Below are 22,875 nucleotides of genomic sequence, written 5' to 3'. Positions count from 1 at the left end.
CGCAATAAAAAAGAGACCCCGTTCGGAGCCTCTGATTAAAACATCGGATTTTCTTCTATGAATGTATATATGTTGTCAACCAGTTCAGCAGGCGTGCCTCCCGTGACCACTTCGCCGTTAACCAGGGCAAACAGGGACTCCATGCATTTTCCGCAATAGCTTAAACAGCCGTATTCAAGCACGTCCAAGTTCGGATCCTTCTCTAAGATCTCAAGTGCTTCCTGGGAACCGCGCGCTAAATTGCTGACACAGAATTCAATCATCGGATTCATGCGGTTTCACCTCACATATGTACCTTATCCTAACGGAATTTCCTCTATTCGTCAAAGATCCGGTTTCACACTCAATGTTATCGTAACATATCAATTCAGGTTAAAGGTTTTACTATTACGTGTTTTGTGGTCGATTTGTAGGTTATTTTAAAACTATTATTGTGGTTTTAGGTCAAATTCGATATAATTCTAGATGTTATTTTACATAGTTCGTTATTTTGTAACAACATTGACTACCATATTTTTCGGGCAAAAGGGGAATCATTATGAAAAAATTGGTCTTGATCGGCGGGGGTTACGGAAACATGCGGGTGCTGCACCGCTTACTGCCGAACCAGCTTCCGTCAGATATATCCATCACGCTGATTGACAGAAACCCGTATCACTGCTTAAAAACAGAATATTATGCGCTCGCCGCCGGCACGATTTCTGATCATCATATCAGGGTGTCTTTTCCTGAGCATCCGAATCTGGATGTTCAATACGGTGAGGTGGCTTCCGTCGACACGAAAAACAAACAGGTTCTGTTTCATGACCGCGAACCGATTTCTTACGATGACGCGGTGATCGGACTGGGCTGCGAGGATAAGTATCATAACGTGCCCGGCGCGCCGGAACATACTTACAGCATTCAGACCATTGATCAGTCACGCGAAGCCTATCAAAAGCTGAACAACCTCGGCGCCAATGCATCTGTCGCTATCGTCGGAGCGGGATTAAGCGGCGTGGAGCTTGCCAGTGAATTAAGAGAGAGCCGTGACGATCTGAAGATTATGTTATTTGACCGGGGCGACTTGATTTTATCAAGCTTTCCGAAAAGACTCAGCAAGTACGTTCAGAAATGGTTTGAAGAACACGGCGTCGCCATTATCAATAATGCGAATATTACAAAAGTGGAAGACGGGATCGTTTATAATCATGATGAAGGAATACCGGCCGATGCCATCGTGTGGACGGCGGGAATTCAGCCGAATAAAGCCGTCAGAGAAATGGACGCTGAAAAAGATCCGCAGGGCCGCATCGTTTTAACACCGCACCACAATCTTCCGGGCGATGAGCATGTTTACGTCGTGGGTGATTGCGCGAGCCTGCCGCATGCGCCGAGCGCCCAGCTGGCTGAAGCACAAGCGGAACAAATTGTGCAGATCCTCCTGAAACGCTGGAACAATGAAGAGCTGCCGGAAACAATGCCGCAATTTAAGCTGAAAGGCGTTCTCGGTTCACTCGGAAAAAAAGCGGGCTTCGGTCTTGTCAACGACCGTCCGCTCATTGGGCGTGTGCCCCGTTTATTAAAATCAGGCCTTTTATGGATGTACAAGCATCATAACGGCTGATAAGAAAAAAGCCGCTGATTGCGATCAGCGGCCATTTTTAAGAGCCCGCCACATAGCCGCGCTTTTCCATTTCTTCATATATATCTTTTAAATGCGGATTCCCTTCCCCCACAATGACATCCTCCACCAGCACGAGCGGATAGAAAAATTCATCGTTTCTGATGCGCTCCGCAAGCTCTTCTGTCTCCTTTTGCTGAGGCGGTGCGTCAATATCAATATACCGCATGTTAAAAGGCTGCTCCGGGTATTTCCGTTTCAGCGCCGCCTCCAGCCACTCAAACGTATCTTTGGCGCTCGGCATATTCACGCAGCTTGCGCAAAGCGTTTCAGCGCCGTAAACACTGAGCGTAACCGGCTTTGTCATGTATATCATCCCCTTTACACCAGTATACAAAGGACGGGGCAGCTTTTGTATAAAAAACGGTTTTTATGTTCAAGTTTAAATATGCTATAATGGAGAAAGCAGCTTTGCAAACCAAACATTAGATTTTTACCGTTACTGTGAATATAATGGTTTTATGTATATGAAAGGAGCGAATCTCATGACTGAGGTTGAAATGAAAGAGCAAGTACAGGAAGTATTGGATAAATTACGTCCGTTTCTGCTTCGTGACGGCGGTGACTGTGAGCTTGTTGATGTAGACGAAGGCATTGTAAAGCTTCGCCTCCTTGGCGCATGCGGCAGCTGCCCAAGTTCAACGATTACGCTGAAAGCCGGAATCGAACGCGCCCTTCTTGAAGAAGTACCGGGTGTCGTTGAAGTAGAACAAGTATTTTAATCATAAAACCAGGCTGCATGACAGCCTGGTTTTTTATTTTTTACAAATAGTCATCAAACCATGAACAAATATAACGGATGCGTTTCATCCGCTGTTCCGGATGGCCGCTTCTCGACAGCTCATGCGTGGCTTTCGGAAATCGGATGAACGACGTCGTTTTGTTCAGTTTCTTCAACGCGGTAAAGAGCTGCTCGGCCTGCTCTATCGGACAGCGGTCATCTCGCTCACCGTGCAGAATCAAAAGCGGCGTCGAAACGCGGGACGCATATTTTACAGGAGAACGATCCCAAAGCTTATCCGCTTCCTCAAACAAATCATGTCCGAGCTGCCAGTCGGTAAAAAAGAAACCGATATCGCTGACACCGTGGAAGCTGAACCAATTTGAAATGGAGCGCTGCGTGACGGCTGCTTTAAAACGGCCTGTCTGCCCGACAATCCAATTCGTCATAAACCCTCCGTAGCTTCCGCCCGTCACACCGAGACGGCCGCTGTCAATAAACGGATACGCCTGAACGGCTTCATCCACCGCCTGCATGACATCACGGTAATCTCCGCCTCCGTAATCACCCCTGACACGATTGACAAAATCCTGCCCGTAGCCGTGGCTTCCTCTCGGGTTGACATACACGACAGCATATCCTTGTGCGGCCAGCACTTGGAATTCGTGAAAATACGTATGGCCGTACATCATGTGAGGCCCGCCGTGTATGTATAGAATGAGGGGATAAGTTTGATCCTCTTCAAAAACGGCGGGCTTTAAAAACCAGCCGTTTACCGTCAGCCCGTCCTTTGTTTCATATTGCAGCTTTTCCGGCACGGATATGATGCGCTCCTCAATAAACCGATCATTGTCGGATGTCAATTGCTTCTCTTCCCCATCTTCGAGCGAAATGCTGTAAAGCTCGGAAGGCTGTGCGGGTTTGGCAATGACAGCGATACAGCTTTTCTGATCAGGATGAAAAGCAAAACCGTTCACATACTCTTCTTCTAATCGGATCGGATATACGAGGCCGTCAATCGAGATATAATAAATACCGGTGCTTCCCTGCTCGCTCCCGAGAACGTAAAATCCCTGCCCGTCGTTTGTCCATACCGGCCGGGGCGTCACTCCCCCTATGATTGAATCCGCAATCAGCGCATCGCTCAAATGAACATCCAGCATGTCGGTCAGGCAGGTGAGCCGCTCAGTTTTCACGTCGTACAGCCACGCTTTTTCTAAAGTCGCATTGCGAAATTCATTTTCATGGCCCAGCATCGCGATATAAGAACCGTCCGATGAAAACACGCAGGAACCGAAAGAACCGCGGTGCGGCGTAATCTGCTTCAGGCTTCCGTCCGCCAGATTCATCAGATAGACATCGCTTGGCTTTCCGGCGTCACCCGGCTCGCATAAATTGGCGGTAAACGCAAGCTGCCTGCCATCCGGTGAAAAGGCCGCGCCATAATGATCCGCTTCATGATCCGTCAGCTGCTGAATCTCCCCCGTTTCAAGATGAATCAGCACAAGCTGGGCCCAGCTTCCGTTCAGCAGGCCTTTCCCGTCACGTTTATATGTTAATGACTGAATGTCAACCGGCTCATACTCGTCATGCTTCTTTTTTTCTTTCTCATCGGCGCGCTCCGCTGATGTCAGACTGACGGACACAAGCACGGATCTGCCGTCGGGCGCCCATATCGGATCTGATACGCCCCAAGGAATATCGGCCGCCTGTTCCGCCTCTCCGCCGGCAGCGTCGATGATGTACAGCTGAGGGATGCCGTTCTCCCTGTCAGAAACAAAGGCGAGGCGCCGTCCGTCAGGCGACCACCGCGGACTTGTATTTCTATTGTCCCCGAAAGTCCACGGGTTTGAGATGCCGGATTCTGTGTCATATACCATAATGGCTGAGGAATAGGAATCACGCTTATGATTGACTGTTGTCCGGACGTAAGCGGCTCTTCTGCCGTCAGGGGCATATTGCGGGTCTGTCACGGATACGAGAGTCGCAATGTCCTCCTCGGTTATGATTTTTTTCAAATCGTTTCTCCTCCTTTTCTTTTTTATTTCGCTTCCCTAAATAAAAATCCTTCTCCAGAAAAAGAAAGCGTCCTTCTCTGATGGGAAGAACGCTTTTTTATCATTATACACTTTTCACCTGCTCTAAAGGATTCCGTTCAATTACGCTTCCTTCTGACGGGACGGTAAGCGCCGCAATCTCACAGTGCGGGAAATGCTCAGAAAGCTGTTTTCTCAGCTCTTCTCCCTTTCCTTTTTCAATCAGAACAAGAATCGTCGGTCCCGCTCCGCTCAGCGCCGTTCCGTAAGCGCCTTTCATTTCGGCCGCATGTTCCACCTTTGAAAGCTCAGGAACAAGCATGGCGCGGTACGGCTGATGGAGCATGTCTTTTCTCATCATTTTCCCGGCGAGCGCCCAGTCATTTGACATGATCGCAGCAACGAGAAGGTTGCTGACGGCGCTTGCTTTAACGGCGTGCCGGTACGGCAGCTCTTTCGGGAGCACGTCTCTTGCGTCCCTGGTCAGAACTTCGTAAAACGGAATCACTGCCACAACGTCGATATCCGCTTCGGCAACACGCACGATATGTGTTTCATCTTCTTCGTGAAGGCCGATCACAAGCCCTCCTGCAAGGGAAGCAGCGGCATTATCAGGGTGTCCCTCTTCAAGACTGGCTAAGTGCAGCTTGTCGCTTTCCGAAAGCTGCAGGCCGCATAACTCATCCGCAAGCTCAATGGCAGCGACGATAGCGGCCGCGCTGCTTCCGAGACCCCGCGCAAGGGGGATGTCACTCCATACTTTGACATGGGCGGGCGGCAGCTCTTTCTGATAGCGGTCAGCCGTCCGTTTGGCGACTTGGTAGATGAGGTTGTCCGTTCCTTGAGGGATGCCCGCGACAGTTTCAGTTTCCGCCGAGAACTGCCATTCATCGTTTCGGAAAACCGAAAGCTTCAAATATCTGCTGAGCGCCATCCCGACGGAATCAAACCCGGGCCCTAAGTTGGCGGTGCTTCCCGGAACCGTAATGGAAAACAGCATCTCCGCCTCATTCATACACGCGCCGCTCCATTTAAGTATTCCAGAATACTGTCCTCATCTGTCGGCAGCGTAATCGGTTTTATGTCAGAAACGTCCACAGCCGTGTTCGGATCTTTCAGGCCGTTTCCGGTCAAAACTGCGACAACCTTGCTGCCTTTTGGAATTTCACCGGATTTTACCTGTTTCAAAACGCCGGCGATGGATGCACAGGAGCCCGGTTCGGCAAACACGCCTTCTTCACGGGCAATCAGCTGATAAGCGTGAAGAATTTCTTCATCTGTGACTTCATCAATTTTTCCGGCTGATTCTTCCGCAGCGAGCACCGCTTTGTCCCAGCTGGCGGGATTCCCGATTCGGATTGCCGTCGCAACGGTCTCTGGATTTTTAATGACTTCGCCGCGGACGATAGCCGCAGAGCCTTCCGCCTCAAAACCGCGCATCTTCGGAAGTCCGGTGCCGTTTTTCTCATGGTATTCTTTGAACCCTTTCCAGTAGGCCGTGATATTCCCGGCGTTTCCTACCGGGATCGCCAGAATGTCCGGCGCTCCGCCAAGCTGTTCGCATACTTCAAAGGCCGCTGTTTTTTGCCCTTCAATCCGGTAAGGGTTTACTGAATTCACTAATGCAATCGGTGATTTTTCGCAAATTGACCGGACGATGGCCAGCGCGTCGTCAAAGTTTCCGTCAATCGCAATGATTTCCGCACCGTACATGACGGCCTGCGCAAGTTTTCCGAAGGCGATTTTTCCGTCCGGGATGATGACGATGCATTTCATGCCGGCTCTCGCCGCGTATGCCGCAGCCGCCGCGGATGTGTTGCCTGTAGAGGCGCACATGATGGTATCATTGCCTTCTTCTTTCGCTTTGGCGACCGCCATGACCATGCCGCGGTCTTTAAAGGACCCCGTCGGATTAACGCCCTCTGTTTTCACATGCAGTTCAATTCCGAGCTTTTCAGAAAGCTTCGGCAGGTGAATCAGCGGCGTGTTGCCTTCATGCAATGTCAGGGCCGGCGTCCGATCCGTCACCGGCAGAAATTCTTTATATTGATGGATGAGTCCTTTCCACATTAGCTCCAACCGTTCCCTTCTACGCGATATGTGCTTTTTACTTCTTGTACGACTTCGAGGTCATTTAAGTTTTGCAGAATGTCGCTGAAATCTTCTTCCGATGTGTGATGCGTGACGATGACGATTTCCGCGAGGTCGTCGTGGCCTTTGATCGGCAGCTGCAGAATTTTTTCAAAGCTTACGCCGCGCTCTGAGAAGGCCGATGTGATTTTTGAAAAAGAGCCGACCTGGTCTTTGACGTGAATTCTTAAAAACTGCTGGGCATAGATATCAGACGGCTGCTTCAGATTTCTTTCAAACTGCGGGGCGACAAAGCTGTTTCCGTTTACGCCGAGACGCATGTTTTTCATGACCGCGACCAGATCGGAAACGACCGATGTCGCAGTCGGCATGCTTCCGGCTCCGGGGCCGTAAAACATCGTTTCGCCGACGGCTTCTCCGTACACGTAAACGGCATTGAACTCGTTATGCACCGCAGAGAGCGGATGATGATCCGGCAGCAGTGTCGGCTGAACGCTGACTTCGATTTTATTGTCATCACGCTGGGCGATGCCGATCAGCTTCATCGTATAGCCGAGCCGTTTGCTGAAGCTGATGTCTTCATCCGTGATCCGGGAAATTCCTTTTACTTTGACATCGTCCAGATCAACGTCCATAGAGAAGCCGAGACGGGCTAAAATCGCCATCTTGCGCGCGGCATCGAGCCCTTCTACATCGGCGGTCGGGTCCGCTTCCGCGAATCCGAGATCCTGCGCTTCTTTCAGCACTTCCTCATACGGGCTTTTTTCTTTAATCATTTTCGTTAAGATGAAGTTCGTCGTTCCGTTGACGATTCCCATCATTTTTGTGATCCGGTCAGAGGAAAGGCCTTCTTCGAGCGTGCGTAAAATCGGGATTCCGCCGGCGACACTCGCTTCATAATACAAGTCACAGCCATTTTCCTTTGCGGCGGCTAAAAGCTCTGAGCCATATACGGCGATCAGATCTTTATTTGCGGTCACAACATGTTTTTTCGCTTTCAAGGCATCAAGAAGATATTGCTTCGTCTGTTCGACACCGCCGATGACTTCAATAATCACGTCGACCTCAGGGTCATCGATTACATCATAGACTTCTGTCGTCAGCACTTCTTTCGGCAGGTCTGCGTCTCGTTTTTTATCAATATCTTTAACTAGCACTTTTTTGATCGTCACCGGACAGCCGACCTGGTGCATAAGCTTATCCTGATGATCTTGTATAATTTTGACGACACCGCTTCCCACGGTTCCCAGTCCTAACAGTCCAATACGAATCGCTTCCAAAGAGAAACTCCACCTTTCTTCCTTTTGTCCACTAGAAAAGGACAATTGTTAACCCTTCACAGACATTTAAGTTACAAATATTATATAAGCCCGCATTTGTTTTGACAAGCGGCTGAATATTGTTTCTGCGGCTATGAAAACGCTTAACACGCTGATATGACAAGATTCCCTATTTTCTAAATATTTTTACGTCATATTTTCTTACGAACTGATTCCTTTTCCGAGCCACGCCACAGGCGGGACAAAAACCTGCGCCGACCTGACATTCATCATGTCGTGACATGTCTGTAAAAACTGTTCATAGCGGGTGCAGTCGGCAAGAATGTAGTCAAGCTGCTCTTCGTAAAACTGTTTTTCAGAATCATGAGAAATGTAATAGCTCTCCACCGTCTCGAAGAAATGGAGCGGAAACAGCAGGCGGCTGTAAAACAGGCGCTTGGAAAAGGAGGATAACGGCGTAACTTGCTCATATTCCTGCAGAAACAAAAACCCATTTTTGAGCAGGTCGTCACGATGATACAAATATGTGCTGCGCATATATTCCGCAATATCACGGGCGGCATGGTCGAATACCCAATCGCCCGGAATGCGGATCAATGATTCCTCCGACCAGGTATCCCGTTCCATCCGCTGATGGCAGATTGTCCCCGAGTCTTCTGCGCCGGGATTGTCATCCAGCTCCGTATCCACTAAATATTGAATGGCGTTTTCCGCTAAACCTGAATAATAAGGAAATGCTTCGATCATTTTCTTTTCGAACGGTTCAAGCGGAGACATATGAATTTTCTGCATCCAGAATGATTCCAGCTGATCCACCCGTTTTCCCCATAAGTCCTTCCATTGGCCGATCCTGCCCGCTTCTTTCACTTCGTACGGAAAACCCCGCCCTTTTCTGTGAAATTCGGCAAGCTCCCCTCCGACAGAAAACGACCGGTTTGAGACGGGAATCGGCGCTTTTAAGAGCGCATACGTTTTGCCTTCGTCCTCAAAGGTCAGTTCTCCTTCCTTCGTAAAGATAAACACTGAAACGTATGGGTCACTTTGTTCTTGTAAATACTGACTCATGTAGTAAAGCTCCGTCAGCTCTGATTGCGAAAACCCGGAGACGGGAATAATAAGAAAGAAGGAATTGGGCGTCTGGAAGCATTGGTATTTCTGATAAACGGAGAGCTGTCTGACGTGGATGCCGTACTTTTCTTTAATGATGCTTTTCATCATAATCACCTGCCTGAAAAATTAGAGCTATTCACATCGTAGTCATACGCCGGCGGAATTATGAATACATATTGTAATCCTTTGAATAAGTGGAGAAACATCGTACACATCGGAAGGATGTTGTATAAACTAGTAAAAAAAGATTGGGTGAAGCAAATGTCAGAAAAGGAACAACTGAATCAGGTGGAAGCTGTCGCCAGGGCGCGTTTAAAAGAACGGGGGGTTGAGACGGACGATATTGCCGAGCTGGTGTATTTCCTTCAAAAAAAATATCATCCTGATTTGACGATGGAGGTATGCAGGCTCAATGTGGACCGTGTCATCGCAAAACGCGAGGTGCAAAACGCCATTTTAACGGGAATAGAATTAGATGTGCTCGCCGAACAAAAAAAGCTGTCTGAACCGCTTCAGACTATTCTGGCGATTGATGAAAGCCTGTATGGGGTTGACGAGGTGCTCGCCTTCTCTATCGTGAATATATACGGCTCAATCGGCTTTACGAATTACGGCTACATTGACAAAGAAAAACCCGGCATTCTCGGGCGGTTAAATGATAAATCTACGGGCGAATGCCATACGTTTCTTGATGATATCGTCGGCGCAATCGCAGCAGCGGCTTCAAGCCGGCTTGCTCACAGCGCCAGAAATACAGAATAAGGACGGCCGTCATGGCCGTCCCTTTTTTTATAGATGTTCAATCCATTCGGTTAAAGAGTCAATCGCATATGTCGGCTTCTGGTCGTAATCTGCCATATGCTCACGCTTTGTCACTCCGGTATGAACCAGCAGCGTATCCATGCCCGCATTGATGCCGGCCATAATATCCGTGGCATAGTTATCGCCGACCATGAGTGTTTCGGAAATATCCGTTCCGAGCACACGCATCGCCTGTTCCATAATAATGGATTCAGGCTTGCCGATAAAGACAGGCTCAACGCCCGTTGACACCGTCAAAACGGATGTGAGCGAACCGTTCCCTGGTAAAAGCCCTCTTTCAGTCGGAATGGCGACGTCGCCGTTTGTTGAAATGAACCGGGCGCCGTTTCTGATCGCAAGGCATCCCGTTGCCAACTTTTCATATGTAATGCCGCGGTCGATTCCCACAACGACAAAGTCCGCGTTTTCTTCTCCGAAGCTCAGCCCGTTTTCTTCAATGGCCTGACGGATGCCTTCTTCGCCGATCACATATACCGACGCGTCTTTTTTCTGCTGGGCGATATGCTGCGCAGTCGCCATGCTCGTCGTGAAGACCTGCTCTTCAGATGCCGGAATGTCAAAGCTCATCAGCTTGTCCGCCACCTGCTTCGGCGTCCGGGAAGAATTGTTGGTCACGAATAAATACGGAATGCCGCGCGCTTTAAGCGTTCTCACGAATTCACACGCTTCTTCGATTTTTTCCGTCCCGTTGTACATTGTGCCGTCCAAATCTATCAAATATCCTTTATAATCCTTCATACTCAACACTCCTGTGGATTTTCTCACTCGTTGTTATTTAAATGCGGAAACAGGCCCTAATTCTGTTTCCAGGTAGGTTCTTACACGGGCCGGAAAGGCTTTCAGCACGTCCCTGTTTGACGTGATCAGCGTTAACAGCTCCTGATGGTCGGCATGCTGATATTCCTGGACAAGCTGCTTTCTGGAAGAGATCAGTTGCTTCAGCTTATTTCCTTCATCCTCAGCTACCACCTTTTCATCCGTCAGAATATCCATGATGTCGTCATAACTCCCCGGATCGCGCATGATAAAGCCGTCAATCATATCATTTCCGACATCGAGAATGCATTCGATCATAAGATGGCTGATCCGCTCAAGCGCCCTTTTTTCGATTTCGCTCTGCCATGCAGGCGTGCTGTCAAACAGCGCCAGCTGGGTCTCAAAAAAACGGAGTGTTTGTTCGATATTATTTCTGTCAACAAAATACACGTGACAGCATCCCCTTCTGCATCAATTATTTTCTGATTCGTTTTAAAACAAAATACGCGCAGCCGAAATTGCAGTATTCGTAAATGTATTCGTCCAATGTGCTGATTTTCGTTTCAAAGGTTGCTTTTTGATTCTGGTCATCAAAGAAGCCTTTGAGCCGCAGCTGACTGTATCCCCAGTCTCCCACAATGTAATCATATTTATTTAATATGTCCGAATAGCGGGCTTTGAACGCTTCTTCATTAAAGCCGTTTTTAAAATCGTGTACGAGTTCAAACTCGGCATTTTGAATAAGAATCATGTCTTCACCTCTTTTATCACTCTTTACTATCATAATTCATTGACTTCTGTCCATCAATTGCAAAATGAGACGGTTCGGACGGACGGAGAATTTTTCCTCTTTATATCCAGTGTAGCGGTTCAGACGATCCTTATTCAAGAATGACTTTTTCCCTGCAAAAACGGCTCCATCACAAAAAACCCAAAACCTGCGGCGTTTTGGGTTTTTTCGGCTTATCTTATGCTTGGGCCTGGCGTTTTTTAGACGCTTCGTTCACTTGTTCATCCGCATGGTAGGAAGAACGGACAAGCGGGCCTGCTTCACAGTGGCTGAAGCCTTTTTGCATCGCGATTTCTTTCAGTTCGGCAAATTCGTCCGGATGATAATATTTTTGAACTTTTAAATGTTTTTTCGACGGCTGCAGGTATTGGCCGATCGCCATGATGTCGACATTGTTCGCAAGCAGGTCGTCCATCACTTCAATAATTTCTTCCTTCGTTTCGCCGAGACCGATCATAATGCTTGATTTCGTCGGGATGTCAGGCTGCATTTCTTTCGCACGGCGCAAGAATTCCAAAGAACGGTCATATGTTGCGCGGGCCCGGACTCTCGGTGTCAGGCGGCGGACGGTTTCAATGTTGTGGTTCAGAATATCAGGACGGGTATCCATTAATGTTTTCAGGTTGTCGTAATTTCCGCCCATATCGGATGGCAGCACTTCAATTGTCGTGAACGGGCTTTTTCTGCGGATCGCCCGGACCGTTTCCGCAAAGACGCCTGCTCCGCCGTCTTTCTGATCATCACGCGCTACGGCCGTGATGACGGCGTGTTTTAAATTCATCAGCGCGACGGAATCAGCTACGCGTTCCGGTTCCTGCAGATCCAGCTCAGTCGGCAGACCCGTTTTTACAGCGCAGAAGCGGCATGCTCTCGTACAGACGGAACCGAGAATCATGAACGTCGCCGTACGTCTGACAGCCCAGCATTCATGGATGTTCGGGCATTTTGCTTCTTCACATACGGTATGCAGATTATTTTCACGCATTAATTTTTTCAGACCCGTATAGTTTTCATTCGTGTTCAGCTTTATTTTGAGCCATTCCGGCTTTCTCAGATGCTCGTCTTTCTTTGCCATTTCCCCATCATCTCCATTATCCCTTTATTCATGTTTGTGTGCGAAAAATTTCTATTTCACGATGGATATAAAACTTGCGGATTTCTATTCAATAGTCACTTTAACATAGGAAAAATTTCTCGACAAGGGAAGAGAATTACTTACATTTTCTCGGATTGTTGCCGCAAACTATTTGTATTCAATCCTGAAAGGAGATCATGTTGTGAAAGTTCTGTTATCTGCTCTTCTCCTTTTATCAGTTTTCTGTCCGGCTGCAAGCGGGAAAGAACAATCGGCTCCTGTTTACGGCGAACGGATGCAGTTGTACCGCAAAGCCGAAGCAGTCACGCAGATTCCTTGGTATGTGCTTGCGGCGGTTGATCAATATGAAGAAAATGTCCGCTCGAACCGAAAGGATCTGCCGGAAAAAGCGGGAATCATCAGCATTTATATTCCGGATCATTTGTGGAGCGGCCCTGAAAATCCAAATCCTAAGGACGATGCGCCTCTCAGCATTAAAGTATTTGACGGGATCGGTTTGGACGGCGACGGCGACGGAAAAGCCGAGGTAAGCAATGATGAGGACATTCTTTATACATTTGCACAGTATTTAGCGGGATTCGGAACGGATCTTGATCATATCCGCATCGGCCTCTGGAATTATTACCGCCGCGATCAGACGGTCGGCATTATCACCGAATTCATAACACTGTTTAAAACGTTCGGCCGCCTTGATCTCGGAGAGCACGCTTTTCCGCTTCCCGTGAAGACGGATTACAGCTACCGCAGCACATGGGGCGCCGCACGGGGTTTCGGCGGGCGCCGGATTCACGAAGGAACGGATCTGTTCGCTCATTACGGGCTCCCCGTCAGATCGACCTGCTACGGTATTGTTGAAATGAAGGGCTGGAACCGTTTCGGCGGCTGGAGAATCGGCATCAGGGATATCAATAACACGTATCACTACTTCGCTCACCTGAACGGCTTTGCAAAAGGTGTGCATAAAGGCCAGATCGTCAAACCCGGAGAGGTGATCGGCTCTGTCGGCAGTTCCGGATACGGACCGCCGGGCACCGCGGGAAAATTTCCGCCGCATCTTCACTACGGGATGTATAAAGATAACGGCAGATCGGAATGGTCTTTTGATCCGTATCCTCATTTAAGGGCATGGGAACGTAAAGAAATCCGCAGGAAAAAGTAAACACACAGCCGCCAGGAAAGATTGCGGCTGTGTGTTTTTATTTATCTTTCTTCTGTTTTTCATTCGGCAGCTGGACGGAAGGCGTCACACCTGACCCGCCGCTTCCGTTATAAAACTGCGGCACCTCTCCTTGAATCGCTTTAATGGAGACCGGAATATTATTTGTCACGACTGATGTCTTACTGGCAAACGGAATAATGACCTTCACTTTTATTTCCACAAAGATGCTGATATCGATCAGGGCATTGTTAATGCCGTACGGCTTTATTTTTGTTTTCACATCAGTTAACGCATCACCGATCAGGTTAAAGCGCACGGGGATTTTCGGCCCCAGATTTCCGAGAATGCTGTTTCCCGTGACCTGCCCTAAAGGGATGTTAATCATAATTTCATCGGCCGTTTTCGCGTCTTTTTCCGTTTCATGCTGCTTATTGTTCGACTCCGCTTCCTTCAGATGAGCCTGAAGCTGCTTTGTCACTTTCGCCTTCATACTGTTGACCATTTGTGTATTAAAATCCATCGTTGTGACTTTTCCGTTTTCATCCGTTTTCATATCGACCATATCTTTCACATTGTCGCTGTGAGACATGTATTCTTCAATGGATTCCGTAATGACCTCTGTCGCCACCCGTTTGGTTTCCATTTCTCCTATGTTCATCAGCACCGGTTTGATTGAGGAGTTGATCATCCAAAGGCTGATGACCGTCGATATGATAAAAAAAGCAAACGACAGAAGAAGCACATATCGAAAAGGCAAAGGCCCTCTCTTGCGAAGAGCGCTCCGGTATCTAGGCAAGAAAAATCCCCCCTTACATATCACAATGTATGCTTGTAAGAGGGGACATAGTATTTTATTTTTACTCTTAAAAAGTCCCGCTTACCTTTACTCGAATGAGATGGAACGGCGGGCAGCTATACGACATTACGGCTGCCGCGCGAGCTTCCAGGCGAGCAGATCCCTTAAAAACTCAGGCATAAAGTATTGTTTTTCTTTTGAATCGCGGATGTAAGGGAACAGCTTTCCGAGTGTAAACATATCGAGAACGGCAACCGAGTATATCCGCTCCGGATCAATCTCTTCTCCGTTCACTTTCACATTGAGGAGATGCGTCACACCGTCTTCAAGAATGCCGGCCTCTGCCTCCGCTCCGGCATATACCATCCTGCCCATCACTTCCCCGCGGAAGCCTAGGCCTTTAATCCGAAGCTGCTCCATTTGTTCCGAGGCGGCCTGGCTGATTGTTTCCTGGAGTTCCCTGCCTGAAAGACGCACGGCGACCGGATTGATCGGATGAGGGCAGATGCGGTGCAGGTCAAGCTTTGTGACAGGCCCCTTCTGTAAAGGCCCCAAAATGACGCCTGAATTCACCATGCTGACTTCACAGCCGCACCAGCTTTTCAGCGCTTCGGCTAAAAGAAGCGGGAGCGGCGATTCCTCAAACCACTTCACGCCGGCTTCTTCATTCAGGTTGGCGACTTGTTCGGTGAGCAGGTTTTCCGCTTCCCGTTCTTTCTCTTTCAGAAAAGCCGCCGTATCTTCAGATTCCCCTTGCCAATCAGCCATTTTCTGTACAGATGCCTGTTTGCTGACAATGGTTCGTGATTCACTTTCTATCGTCAGCTCGACACAGCCGACATAGTTCCCGTATTTCTCCGCACATGCAAGCAATACGCCGTTTATGTCCTGTCCGTCCTCAAGAAGGTGGTGCGTATGTGATTCAAGAATGACATCGATGTCGGGAAATTTTTCCGCTGCGGCCCGGTCATCGATCAGGCCTAAATGAGAAAGCAGAATGATGATATCCGCTTTGCCCTTGATATCGTCAAGTGATTCTTGAATGCTTTTTTCCGCATCCGTCACCGTCCAGCCTAGTTTTTGATAGACGGGATAATACGGCACCGTGACGCCCAGTATGCCGGCGGTCATCCCGTTTTTCAGCGTTTTGATCACGTAGGGCTCGGCCCATTCCGGCCGCTGTCCGTCCGCGTCAAACAGGTTGGACACAATGACGGGAAACGCGGCATGGGTATATAAATCCGCCAGCTCATCGTGAGGCAGCGTAATTCCTTCATTATTCCCGACGGCAGCCGCATCAATCTCAAGACGATTTAACAAGTCGACATTCGCTTTGCCGAAGGTCGCTTCCGTTATCATTTGGAATCGGTCCATATGATCGCCGATGTCGAATACGAGTGTTTCCTCCCCGTCTTTTTCATGCTCACTTCTCTTCTGCTCAATATAATGTACGATTTTCGGCCAATTTTCGAAATGGCTGTGCAAATCATTCGTATGATATAAACGGAGCTTCTCTAACATACCATCTCTCCTACCTTTTAGCTGAATATCCCTTGATAAATCAATTCACAGCCGATCAAAATCAAGACGACCCGCATGAAAAGCACGATCGTTTTCGTCTGCACCCGCTTATTGACCCACGCGCCCATTTTGCCGCCGAACCACGCGCCCGGAACGAGGCACAGCGCATACAGCCAATTGACATGGCCCTCTGCGATATGTGACACGGAACCCGTCACGGAGGATAAGAAAATAATGAGCATTGACGTCGCCACAGCCACTTTCGGCGGGAACAAAAATAACAGCATCATGGCCGGAACCATAAGAGAGCCGCCGCCAATGCCGAAAAGACCGCCCAATAAACCGACGAAAAAGGCAATCACGATACCGGTGAAAATACGGTACGAATATGTATAAAGCTCACCTGATTCATCCTCATATGTCCGGATCATGCCTTTATGCGCTTTATTGACCGGTTTTGCTTTCGCCTTCAACATTAATGTAATGGAAATCAAAATCATAAAAAGTCCGAACCAGACGGAAAACGTATGCGCATTAAAAAGTTTAGACAAATACGCGCCGATGATGCTTCCCGGGCCGGAGCCGATAAAAAATATCAGTCCGCTTTTGTAGTCAACGGTTTTATATTTCATATAGGCCAGAGTTGATGACAGGCCCGTAAAAATAATCACCAAAAGGGACGTGCCGATGGCAGTCTGCGGTGTTACGTCATGAAAAAACGGAGTCATCGTGCTTAAATAGAGCATCGCCGGCACGATGATAATTCCTCCCCCAAGCCCGATCAGGCTGCCGACCGTTCCCGCGATAAATCCTAATATGATCAAAATAAGATAAGACATGTGTCTTGAAACCTCTTTTCTAGCTGAATAGGTCGAGCTGCTTCGGAGCAAGCCCGGTATATGAGATATCTAACATTTCAAGCATCTCAAGCCCGTTATCGGCGGCGTCTCCGCCTGAGTTATTGTTGAAGAGCACATACAGATTGCGCGACTGCTTTTTCAGCTCCTGAAGATTGTTTTTCCAATCTTTGAGCTCCTGTTTGTTATAGCGGTATAAATATCTGACTTCACGCCAGTTTTGTCCGCCGTCTGGTTTGATCCAGCCCTGCTTGTTCCGTCCGTGAAAACGGACAAGCGTTTTTTCTTCATCCGTTGCTTTCAGGACGGTCGGAATGCTGCCCTCGCCGATTTGCGGCTCGTCACATATGCTGTGAATCCAGCCTTCCTCCTTCATAAAGGAAAGCGTCTGCTCGTAAAATGGCGGGGAAAACCAAGACCGGTTGCGGAATTCAAGCGCGCACGGAATATCGCCCATCTGCTGCCTGCACCATCTTAAATATGCGACGTTTTCTTTCTTGCAGTCAAACCACGGCGGGAATTGGAACAGCACCATGGCAAGCTTTCTATGCTCTATATACGGCGATAATGACAGCTTAAACGCCTCAAACATTTCTTCCTTCGATTCAAAGGGAATATCGCCGCGCTGATGGCCCGTCATTCCTTGATATGCCTTAATGACAAATTGAAAAGATTCCGGCGTCTCTTTGACCCATCTTTCATTATTGCGGGCGGGCTGTATCGCGTAAAAGCTCGCGTCCAGCTCAACGATGGGAAAATGGGAGGAATACGCCTGCAGTTTTTGCGGGCCCGCCGTTTTAGGCGGATAGATGCTGTCATGATCCCCCCACCCCGTCAGTCCGATATAAATCACAATCCTTCACCTCTCACTCTAGTTTATCACAGGTGTTTTTCTCTTTCCGTTTCCATGTTTTTTCTGAATGCACTTTTCAGGAACCGGTATTGATGTTCATTGGTGTCCGAAAATGCCTCATCTCTGGAAGAAAATATGTGCTGATAGACGATCGGCTCTGAAAACTGACCGCTCGTGAAATCATATATCTCCCCGTCTATTCGGTTATAAAAATGCCAGCTTGTGCCGGTTTTTGTTTTGAGAATGTCACCGCCGTAAACATCTTGGATGACTAAAGCCGTCACGCCGCACTGGCCTTTGGCCGGGCAATCTTCCGTCCATTTTGTACTGGTCTTGCGCGACCAGGATGCCGTTAATATGTTCAAGATTTGATCATACAATGTGTTTTACTCCTTTTTATAAAAAGATACCACGAGACCCGCTTTCCAAACGACAAAAAAAGCCGATTCTCATCAGAGAATCGGCTCTTTTATTTGAGAAGGCTTCAGGAATGTTCCGAAAGCCCCGCTCTGCTTACCCACGCCATCCTGGTACACACAGCGCCCCTTGCTGTAGGTCGCAGCAATTCGGTATGGAAAAGTGCGGCCTTCATACAGGCTTTGCTTATGTTTGGAATACATCGTTTCTTTTGTGACGGTAAAAGGTTCCGGCCGGACAATGGCAAAATCAGCGTCAAATCCTTCTTCAAGCCGGCCTTTATTCGTTAAACCGAAGCGCTTGGCCGGTGCTTCGGCCGTCCATCGGGCCACATGTTCAAACGGAATCCCATGATCGATCGCTAATTGAATCATGCCGAGAAGCGTAAATTGGCCTCCGCTGATCCCGCCCCACGACAGGAACATATTATCCTCGCGTTTCAAAGACGGATGACAGGGAGAATGATCCGAAGACACCATATCAATCAGGCCCTCAGCCAAAACCCCGATCAATTCCTCTTTATCAGCCTCTGAGCGGAGCGGCGGAGCGCATTTGGCAGCCGCCCCTTTTTTGAAGAAGTCTTCAAAGCTGAATAATAAGTAGTGCGGACACGTTTCAACGGTGACATCCAATCCGTCTTTTTTCGCCTGCTGAATGGAGAGCACGGCCCGTTTCGTGCTGATATGTACAAAATGAAGCGCGCATCCCGTCGCTCTTGCATACTCAATCGCCCGCTGCACAGCCTCGCATTCGGCCTCTTCCGGACGTGAGGAAGCGTAAGCGCGGGCATCAATTTTCCCTTGGAGCGCGTACTCGGCTTCAAGGAATCGGGTGAGGGCGTCGCTTTCTGCGTGCAGAGCCAAAACCTTGCCGCACGCCGCGATTTCCTTCATTCCCTTTAAAAGAGTCCGTTCATCGGCTGATTGAAATTCATCCGTTCCCGATTTAGACAGAAACGCTTTAAACCCGATTGCCCCCGCTTCTGCCATCGGCCGGATATGTTCGGTATATCCGGGCATCAAACCGCCCCAAAGCGCAAAATCAACCGCTGACTTCCGTTCGGCGATTTCCGCCTTTGCCAGCAGGTTTTCAGCAGTTACCGTCGAAGGGATGCAGTTAAGCGGCATATCAAAATAAGACGTACAGCCGCCGGCAGCCAGCATGTTTGAGCCGGTTTCAATGCCTTCCCATTCTTCGCGGCCGGGTTCATTGAAATGCACGTGACAATCGACCGCTCCCGGAAACACATACATGCCGTCCGCCTGCACCACTTGTTCCGCGTTTTCGTCAATGCCGGGCCCGATCAAGGCAATTTTCCCGTCCTTGACGGCGATATCAGCCCGCTCTGTTCCGCCTTTTCGCACAGCTTTCGCACCCTTTACAATTACGTCATAGGCCATATTATCTTCCTCCCTGTAAGGATGACGATTTTCTGTCAGTTTTTATCACAACATGCGTCTATGATTGCCAGTTTACTGCTACTATGATCGTAATACATCAGCAAAACCGCTATAATTTTTGATGATTTTTATTCATATTAACCAATGGTTGTCTTTAGAACCTGAAAGGAGATTGACTGATGAACATTTATGATGTGATGAAGATTCCCGCTTATAAGCGGGCCGCATTAATCGCAGGCAAATCCGGCGGCTGGAGGGAGGTGCAGCACGTCAACATGATGGATGCGCCGGACATCGCTGATTTTTTACATAAAAACGAATTGCTCGTCACGACGGCTTACCACTTGAAGGACCGCCCGCAGCTGTTGAAAGATTTGATCCGCCTCATGGCAAAACGGGGCTGCGCGGGACTGGGGATCAAAACGAAACGTTATCTTAATGTCATTCCGAAAGATGCCGCGGAGCTTGCCGACCGGTATGAATTTCCGATTATTGAGCTGCCGGAAGACATCAGGCTCGGAGATATCGTCAACGCCACACTGAGCCATATTCTTGATATGCGTTCAAATGAGCTGCAGCAGGCCATTTACGCCCATAAAAAATTCACAAACCACATCATGAGCGGCAAAGGGCTGCAATCCCTGCTTAAGAAGCTCTCAGACATTCTCCGGCTTCCCGTGCTGCTTTTGGATCAGCATACAAAACTCTTATCATCGTCCCACCGCATACCCATTGACACGTCTTTATTGAAAAACATCTGTTATTCCCTTTCCGGGCCTTATTTCACCTGCTTTTCCATGCTGTCTGACAGAAAGGCGTATTCTGTCCTTCCGATTCTGAATGTTGAAAAAAACTGCGGTTATCTGGTGATTCCGGAGCTGGTGCAGACCGCTGATAAAGGCATGATTTTGACAATTGAACAGGCGGCCAACGTCATTTCCTTTGAACTGCTGAAAGAAAATGCCGTCAAACAATTCGGCAGACGGGCGCGCAATGAATTTTTCAGCAATTTCATCGACCGCTCGTTTACCGGCCATGAAGAAATCAAAAGCCGCGCCAAAGAATTCCGGCTCCGCTGGGATCAGAAATACATGTGCATTTGCGGAAAACTTGACCGAAATGAGAAAACGATCAGCTTTACCGAAAATCAGCTCGTTTCCGATCATGTATTTGATCTGCTTGAAGGAGAGCTGTCATCCTTTCCGTTTCCCCCTCATCTCTTTATTAAAGGAAATGTCGGTATTCTTTTAATTGAAGCGACAGACAGCTGGAATGAAATGCACGCGTCTGTCATCAGCTTTTTGGAGCAGTTTCAAAAGCAGGTCCGGACGCAGTTTAAACGGACTGTCTCCTTCGGCATCTCAAACATATGCCAAAAGCTGATCGACGTCCCTGACGCTTTTACCGAAGCTTCAGACGCCATTTCATCCGGGCATTTGTCCAGAAGCGCGGAGTTTATTCAAATCTATCATGCCAAAGACGTGCCGGAGCTGCTCCGCCTGCTTCCCGCGGAAGATGTGAAAAAGTTTTACGAAGCCACCCTCCAAAGCCTGGCCGACCGGCAAAAGGAGGACCAGAGCCTGCTTCATACGCTGTCTGTTTACCTGGAGACCCACTGCCAGATTTCAGAAACGGCTAAGCGCCTGTACGTCCATCGAAATACGGTGATCTATCGTTTAGAAAAATGCGAGGAACTGCTCGGCAAAAGCTTAAAAGATCCGGAAACGACGATGCGCCTGCGGCTCGCGCTGAGAATGCAGCGGCTGATCGGTTAAGAAATCGTTAGAGACAGGGATGCGGGTGTTCTCCCGCATCCTATTTAAGTGGGATTGATTCAGCTTAATTCTCAAAAAATGCTGCCGTCAAAATCTGCTTCCATTGACATCATCAGCCGTTAGTTATGATTTTCAGCAGACTCTAATCTAAACTAAAAAAGCCTTTCCCGAAGAAAAGGCTTTTGCTGTTCAAGTCTGAAAACGATCCGAAGCAGTTTGAAAGGTATCATGTGTTTTTTCCACTGTGTTCACACCCAATCCGCATACTAAAGATAACGACAGACCCAAAATAATGAAGATGCTTTTTTTAAAATTCATACAGGCATTCTCCCCTTTGAATTTGTGTTTGCGTATCTACCATTTTTTTATGATAAAAATAAGACGTTTCAAATTCCTTTGAATCTGCATAAATCGAAGCAGTTTCACAGGCGATGTCTTCAACATATGAATAATTCTTATTTTTCTCCAGGTATTCGATCGTATCGTTTATCCCTTGCTGATTCACAGCGTCTACATAAAGAGCTTTGAGATAGCCTTGTAGTGACTCAAAAAGCTTATCCCCTTGGGATACTGCTGCCGATAATCCTTTCTTACTCGCTTGCATTCCTTCAGCCATTTTCCCTTGTTTAAAAAGAACCTTCGCATAAGAAAACAAGGAATGAGGTAAGTTACTCAGCTTTGCTTTTTCTGTAATTTCAACAGCTTGTTTCAAGAAGTTTTCAGCCTGTGAATGTTCTCCCCTATCAGCGTAATTTGCACCCAAATTATAAAGAGCAGAACTAATCAACCTACTATTATCTAACTCTTTCGATAATTTAAGAGCCTTTTCAAGGTGCGGCTGACTCTTCTCATAACGTTTAAAATCACAATAATTCCCTGATATGACAAATAGACATTGAATTTTCCGGACCTTATACAACTCATACTGATCGTAAATATCGAGCGCTTGCTTTACGTGATGCATGGAGACGTGGCTTTGTTTCATACCGTAATATGCTTCAGCCAGTTTAAAATGAAACTCCGCTCTCTCAATTTCATCATGCACATGAACGAGTTGTTTTTCAGCCTCTTTATAAAAGCCGATCGCCTTTACATACTGCTTTTGATCAAATTCATACATGCCGCGGAAAAATAAAGAATAATAGCACAGCAGGCCGGAAATTCCTTTATTTGATGCTTCAATTTTTTCCAGCAGCTCGTCAATTGTCGGTCTCACGCGGGTAGTCACCGGTTCTAAATAATCCAGCATAAGCTGATGGCGGAATTTCATGAGGGTGTAGTAAATCAGTAGATACTCGTCTTCTTCCATCTCATTTATTTCTTGTTCCACTTCCGCTTTCAAAATCTCCGCATCCGGAACACTGAACTGACGTATCATTTTGTACCATTCATTAATCTTAACGCCAACCTCCGATGATGGTAAAACAGAACTCACAAGGCCACTCCTCCTTTTATATCATATTCTAACATTTCCAAAATTATGTATGTCCGCAATAAAACCGCAAAATTTCATTTGTCTTGATCATAAATCTTAGTTTTGAGTTTTAAGTCTACAACAAAAAAGAAGGCCTTATGCAGCCTGCTTTTTTTTGAGAAATTTATCTAAGATGAAAATAAATAATGTGAATAATAGAGACATCATCAACATGTCCAGTATAGTTGCATTAGAATTTTCTTTTACTAAGAAGAACCAGAGAAGCTGTAAAACGAAAGAAATCACAAAATACAATAT

At 47.7% G+C, this 22,875-nt stretch carries 23 protein-coding genes; 5 read left to right on the top strand and 18 right to left on the bottom strand.

What is annotated here, in order from left to right; all coding sequences use genetic code 11:
• Positions 1-35 precede the first annotated feature (35 nt).
• Complete coding sequence (locus tag ACNFN4_RS09375) at positions 36-272, bottom strand: YuzB family protein (RefSeq protein WP_007408721.1); 237 nt, start codon at positions 270-272, stop codon at positions 36-38.
• A 266-nt stretch (positions 273-538) separates the two neighbouring features.
• Between ACNFN4_RS09375 and ACNFN4_RS09370 the strand changes: the two genes are divergently transcribed.
• Positions 539-1,606, top strand: a complete 1,068-nt coding sequence (locus tag ACNFN4_RS09370) for an NAD(P)/FAD-dependent oxidoreductase (protein WP_101287756.1) — start codon at positions 539-541, stop codon at positions 1,604-1,606.
• 37 nt (positions 1,607-1,643) lie between these two features.
• Here ACNFN4_RS09370 and ACNFN4_RS09365 read toward each other — a convergent pair whose 3' ends face one another.
• Entirely contained in the window at positions 1,644-1,970 is a 327-nt protein-coding gene (locus tag ACNFN4_RS09365; protein ID WP_017419453.1) for a YuzD family protein, read from the bottom strand.
• Between the two features lie 79 nt (positions 1,971-2,049).
• Between ACNFN4_RS09365 and ACNFN4_RS09360 the strand changes: the two genes are divergently transcribed.
• The gene (locus ACNFN4_RS09360; RefSeq protein ID WP_169510385.1) at positions 2,050-2,385 is read left to right on the top strand and encodes a NifU family protein; all 336 of its coding nucleotides are present in this window, start codon (positions 2,050-2,052) and stop codon (positions 2,383-2,385) included.
• Positions 2,386-2,425: 40 nt separating this feature from the next.
• Here the strand turns inward: ACNFN4_RS09360 and ACNFN4_RS09355 are convergent, their stop codons facing one another.
• From ACNFN4_RS09355 to yutH, 5 genes are all read right to left on the bottom strand, one after another.
• On the bottom strand, positions 2,426-4,402 hold the full coding sequence (locus ACNFN4_RS09355) for a S9 family peptidase (protein WP_448200128.1): 1,977 nt from the start codon (positions 4,400-4,402) through the stop codon (positions 2,426-2,428).
• A gap of 103 nt (positions 4,403-4,505) precedes the next feature.
• A complete protein-coding gene (gene thrB / locus ACNFN4_RS09350; protein ID WP_014418794.1) occupies positions 4,506-5,435 on the bottom strand; it encodes a homoserine kinase in 930 nt (309 codons plus the stop codon).
• Complete coding sequence (thrC, locus tag ACNFN4_RS09345) at positions 5,432-6,490, bottom strand: threonine synthase (RefSeq protein WP_014721762.1); 1,059 nt, start codon at positions 6,488-6,490, stop codon at positions 5,432-5,434. The genes thrB and thrC overlap by 4 nt, the downstream gene beginning before the upstream one ends.
• The gene (locus tag ACNFN4_RS09340) at positions 6,490-7,791 is read right to left on the bottom strand and encodes a homoserine dehydrogenase (protein WP_007613551.1); all 1,302 of its coding nucleotides are present in this window, start codon (positions 7,789-7,791) and stop codon (positions 6,490-6,492) included. Before ACNFN4_RS09340 ends, thrC begins: the two co-directional genes overlap by 1 nt.
• Before the next feature lie 201 nt (positions 7,792-7,992).
• The gene (gene yutH, locus ACNFN4_RS09335; protein ID WP_087634931.1) at positions 7,993-9,009 is read right to left on the bottom strand and encodes a spore coat putative kinase YutH; all 1,017 of its coding nucleotides are present in this window, start codon (positions 9,007-9,009) and stop codon (positions 7,993-7,995) included.
• 153 nt (positions 9,010-9,162) lie between these two features.
• Between yutH and ACNFN4_RS09330 the strand changes: the two genes are divergently transcribed.
• Complete coding sequence (locus ACNFN4_RS09330) at positions 9,163-9,663, top strand: phosphatidylglycerophosphatase A family protein (RefSeq protein WP_003151934.1); 501 nt, start codon at positions 9,163-9,165, stop codon at positions 9,661-9,663.
• A 27-nt stretch (positions 9,664-9,690) separates the two neighbouring features.
• On the opposite strand, the gene ACNFN4_RS09325 is transcribed toward ACNFN4_RS09330, so the two are convergent.
• The 4 genes from ACNFN4_RS09325 to lipA all read right to left on the bottom strand — a co-directional run bounded on the left by ACNFN4_RS09325 (position 9,691) and on the right by lipA (position 12,344).
• On the bottom strand, positions 9,691-10,461 hold the full coding sequence (locus ACNFN4_RS09325) for a TIGR01457 family HAD-type hydrolase (protein WP_007613557.1): 771 nt from the start codon (positions 10,459-10,461) through the stop codon (positions 9,691-9,693).
• Positions 10,462-10,494: 33 nt separating this feature from the next.
• The gene (locus tag ACNFN4_RS09320) at positions 10,495-10,929 is read right to left on the bottom strand and encodes a DUF86 domain-containing protein (protein WP_017419457.1); all 435 of its coding nucleotides are present in this window, start codon (positions 10,927-10,929) and stop codon (positions 10,495-10,497) included.
• A gap of 25 nt (positions 10,930-10,954) precedes the next feature.
• Entirely contained in the window at positions 10,955-11,230 is a 276-nt protein-coding gene (locus tag ACNFN4_RS09315; RefSeq protein ID WP_003151928.1) for a YutD family protein, read from the bottom strand.
• Positions 11,231-11,447: 217 nt separating this feature from the next.
• The gene (gene lipA / locus ACNFN4_RS09310; RefSeq protein WP_003151923.1) at positions 11,448-12,344 is read right to left on the bottom strand and encodes a lipoyl synthase; all 897 of its coding nucleotides are present in this window, start codon (positions 12,342-12,344) and stop codon (positions 11,448-11,450) included.
• A gap of 202 nt (positions 12,345-12,546) precedes the next feature.
• Between lipA and lytH the strand changes: the two genes are divergently transcribed.
• Positions 12,547-13,524: an L-Ala--D-Glu endopeptidase gene (gene lytH, locus ACNFN4_RS09305; RefSeq protein ID WP_022553729.1), complete on the top strand. Its 978-nt coding sequence runs from the start codon at positions 12,547-12,549 to the stop codon at positions 13,522-13,524.
• Positions 13,525-13,561: 37 nt separating this feature from the next.
• Here lytH and yunB read toward each other — a convergent pair whose 3' ends face one another.
• The 6 genes from yunB to ACNFN4_RS09275 all read right to left on the bottom strand — a co-directional run bounded on the left by yunB (position 13,562) and on the right by ACNFN4_RS09275 (position 19,368).
• Positions 13,562-14,320 carry a sporulation protein YunB gene (gene yunB, locus ACNFN4_RS09300; RefSeq protein WP_017419459.1) on the bottom strand — a complete coding sequence of 253 codons (759 nt, stop codon included), beginning with the start codon at positions 14,318-14,320 and terminating at the stop codon, positions 13,562-13,564.
• Between the two features lie 126 nt (positions 14,321-14,446).
• A complete protein-coding gene (locus tag ACNFN4_RS09295) occupies positions 14,447-15,841 on the bottom strand; it encodes a bifunctional metallophosphatase/5'-nucleotidase (RefSeq protein WP_029973620.1) in 1,395 nt (464 codons plus the stop codon).
• Positions 15,842-15,858: 17 nt separating this feature from the next.
• Positions 15,859-16,680 carry a sulfite exporter TauE/SafE family protein gene (locus tag ACNFN4_RS09290; protein WP_007613562.1) on the bottom strand — a complete coding sequence of 274 codons (822 nt, stop codon included), beginning with the start codon at positions 16,678-16,680 and terminating at the stop codon, positions 15,859-15,861.
• Between the two features lie 19 nt (positions 16,681-16,699).
• Entirely contained in the window at positions 16,700-17,551 is an 852-nt protein-coding gene (locus ACNFN4_RS09285) for a DUF72 domain-containing protein (RefSeq protein ID WP_021493982.1), read from the bottom strand.
• 26 nt (positions 17,552-17,577) lie between these two features.
• On the bottom strand, positions 17,578-17,931 hold the full coding sequence (locus tag ACNFN4_RS09280; RefSeq protein WP_021493983.1) for a YunG family protein: 354 nt from the start codon (positions 17,929-17,931) through the stop codon (positions 17,578-17,580).
• Positions 17,932-18,003: 72 nt separating this feature from the next.
• Entirely contained in the window at positions 18,004-19,368 is a 1,365-nt protein-coding gene (locus tag ACNFN4_RS09275) for an allantoinase (protein ID WP_110124333.1), read from the bottom strand.
• Between the two features lie 179 nt (positions 19,369-19,547).
• On the opposite strand from ACNFN4_RS09275, the gene ACNFN4_RS09270 reads away from it, so the two are divergent.
• Positions 19,548-21,143 carry a PucR family transcriptional regulator gene (locus ACNFN4_RS09270; protein WP_448200127.1) on the top strand — a complete coding sequence of 532 codons (1,596 nt, stop codon included), beginning with the start codon at positions 19,548-19,550 and terminating at the stop codon, positions 21,141-21,143.
• Between the two features lie 307 nt (positions 21,144-21,450).
• Here the strand turns inward: ACNFN4_RS09270 and ACNFN4_RS09265 are convergent, their stop codons facing one another.
• Positions 21,451-22,578, bottom strand: a complete 1,128-nt coding sequence (locus ACNFN4_RS09265) for a Rap family tetratricopeptide repeat protein (protein ID WP_014418805.1) — start codon at positions 22,576-22,578, stop codon at positions 21,451-21,453.
• Between the last annotated feature and the right edge of the window lie 297 nt (positions 22,579-22,875).

This window comes from Bacillus sp. N1(2025), from assembly GCF_053470005.1.
The sequence above is the reverse complement of the archived record's forward strand: the minus strand, read 5'-3'. Positions and strand labels throughout refer to the sequence as shown.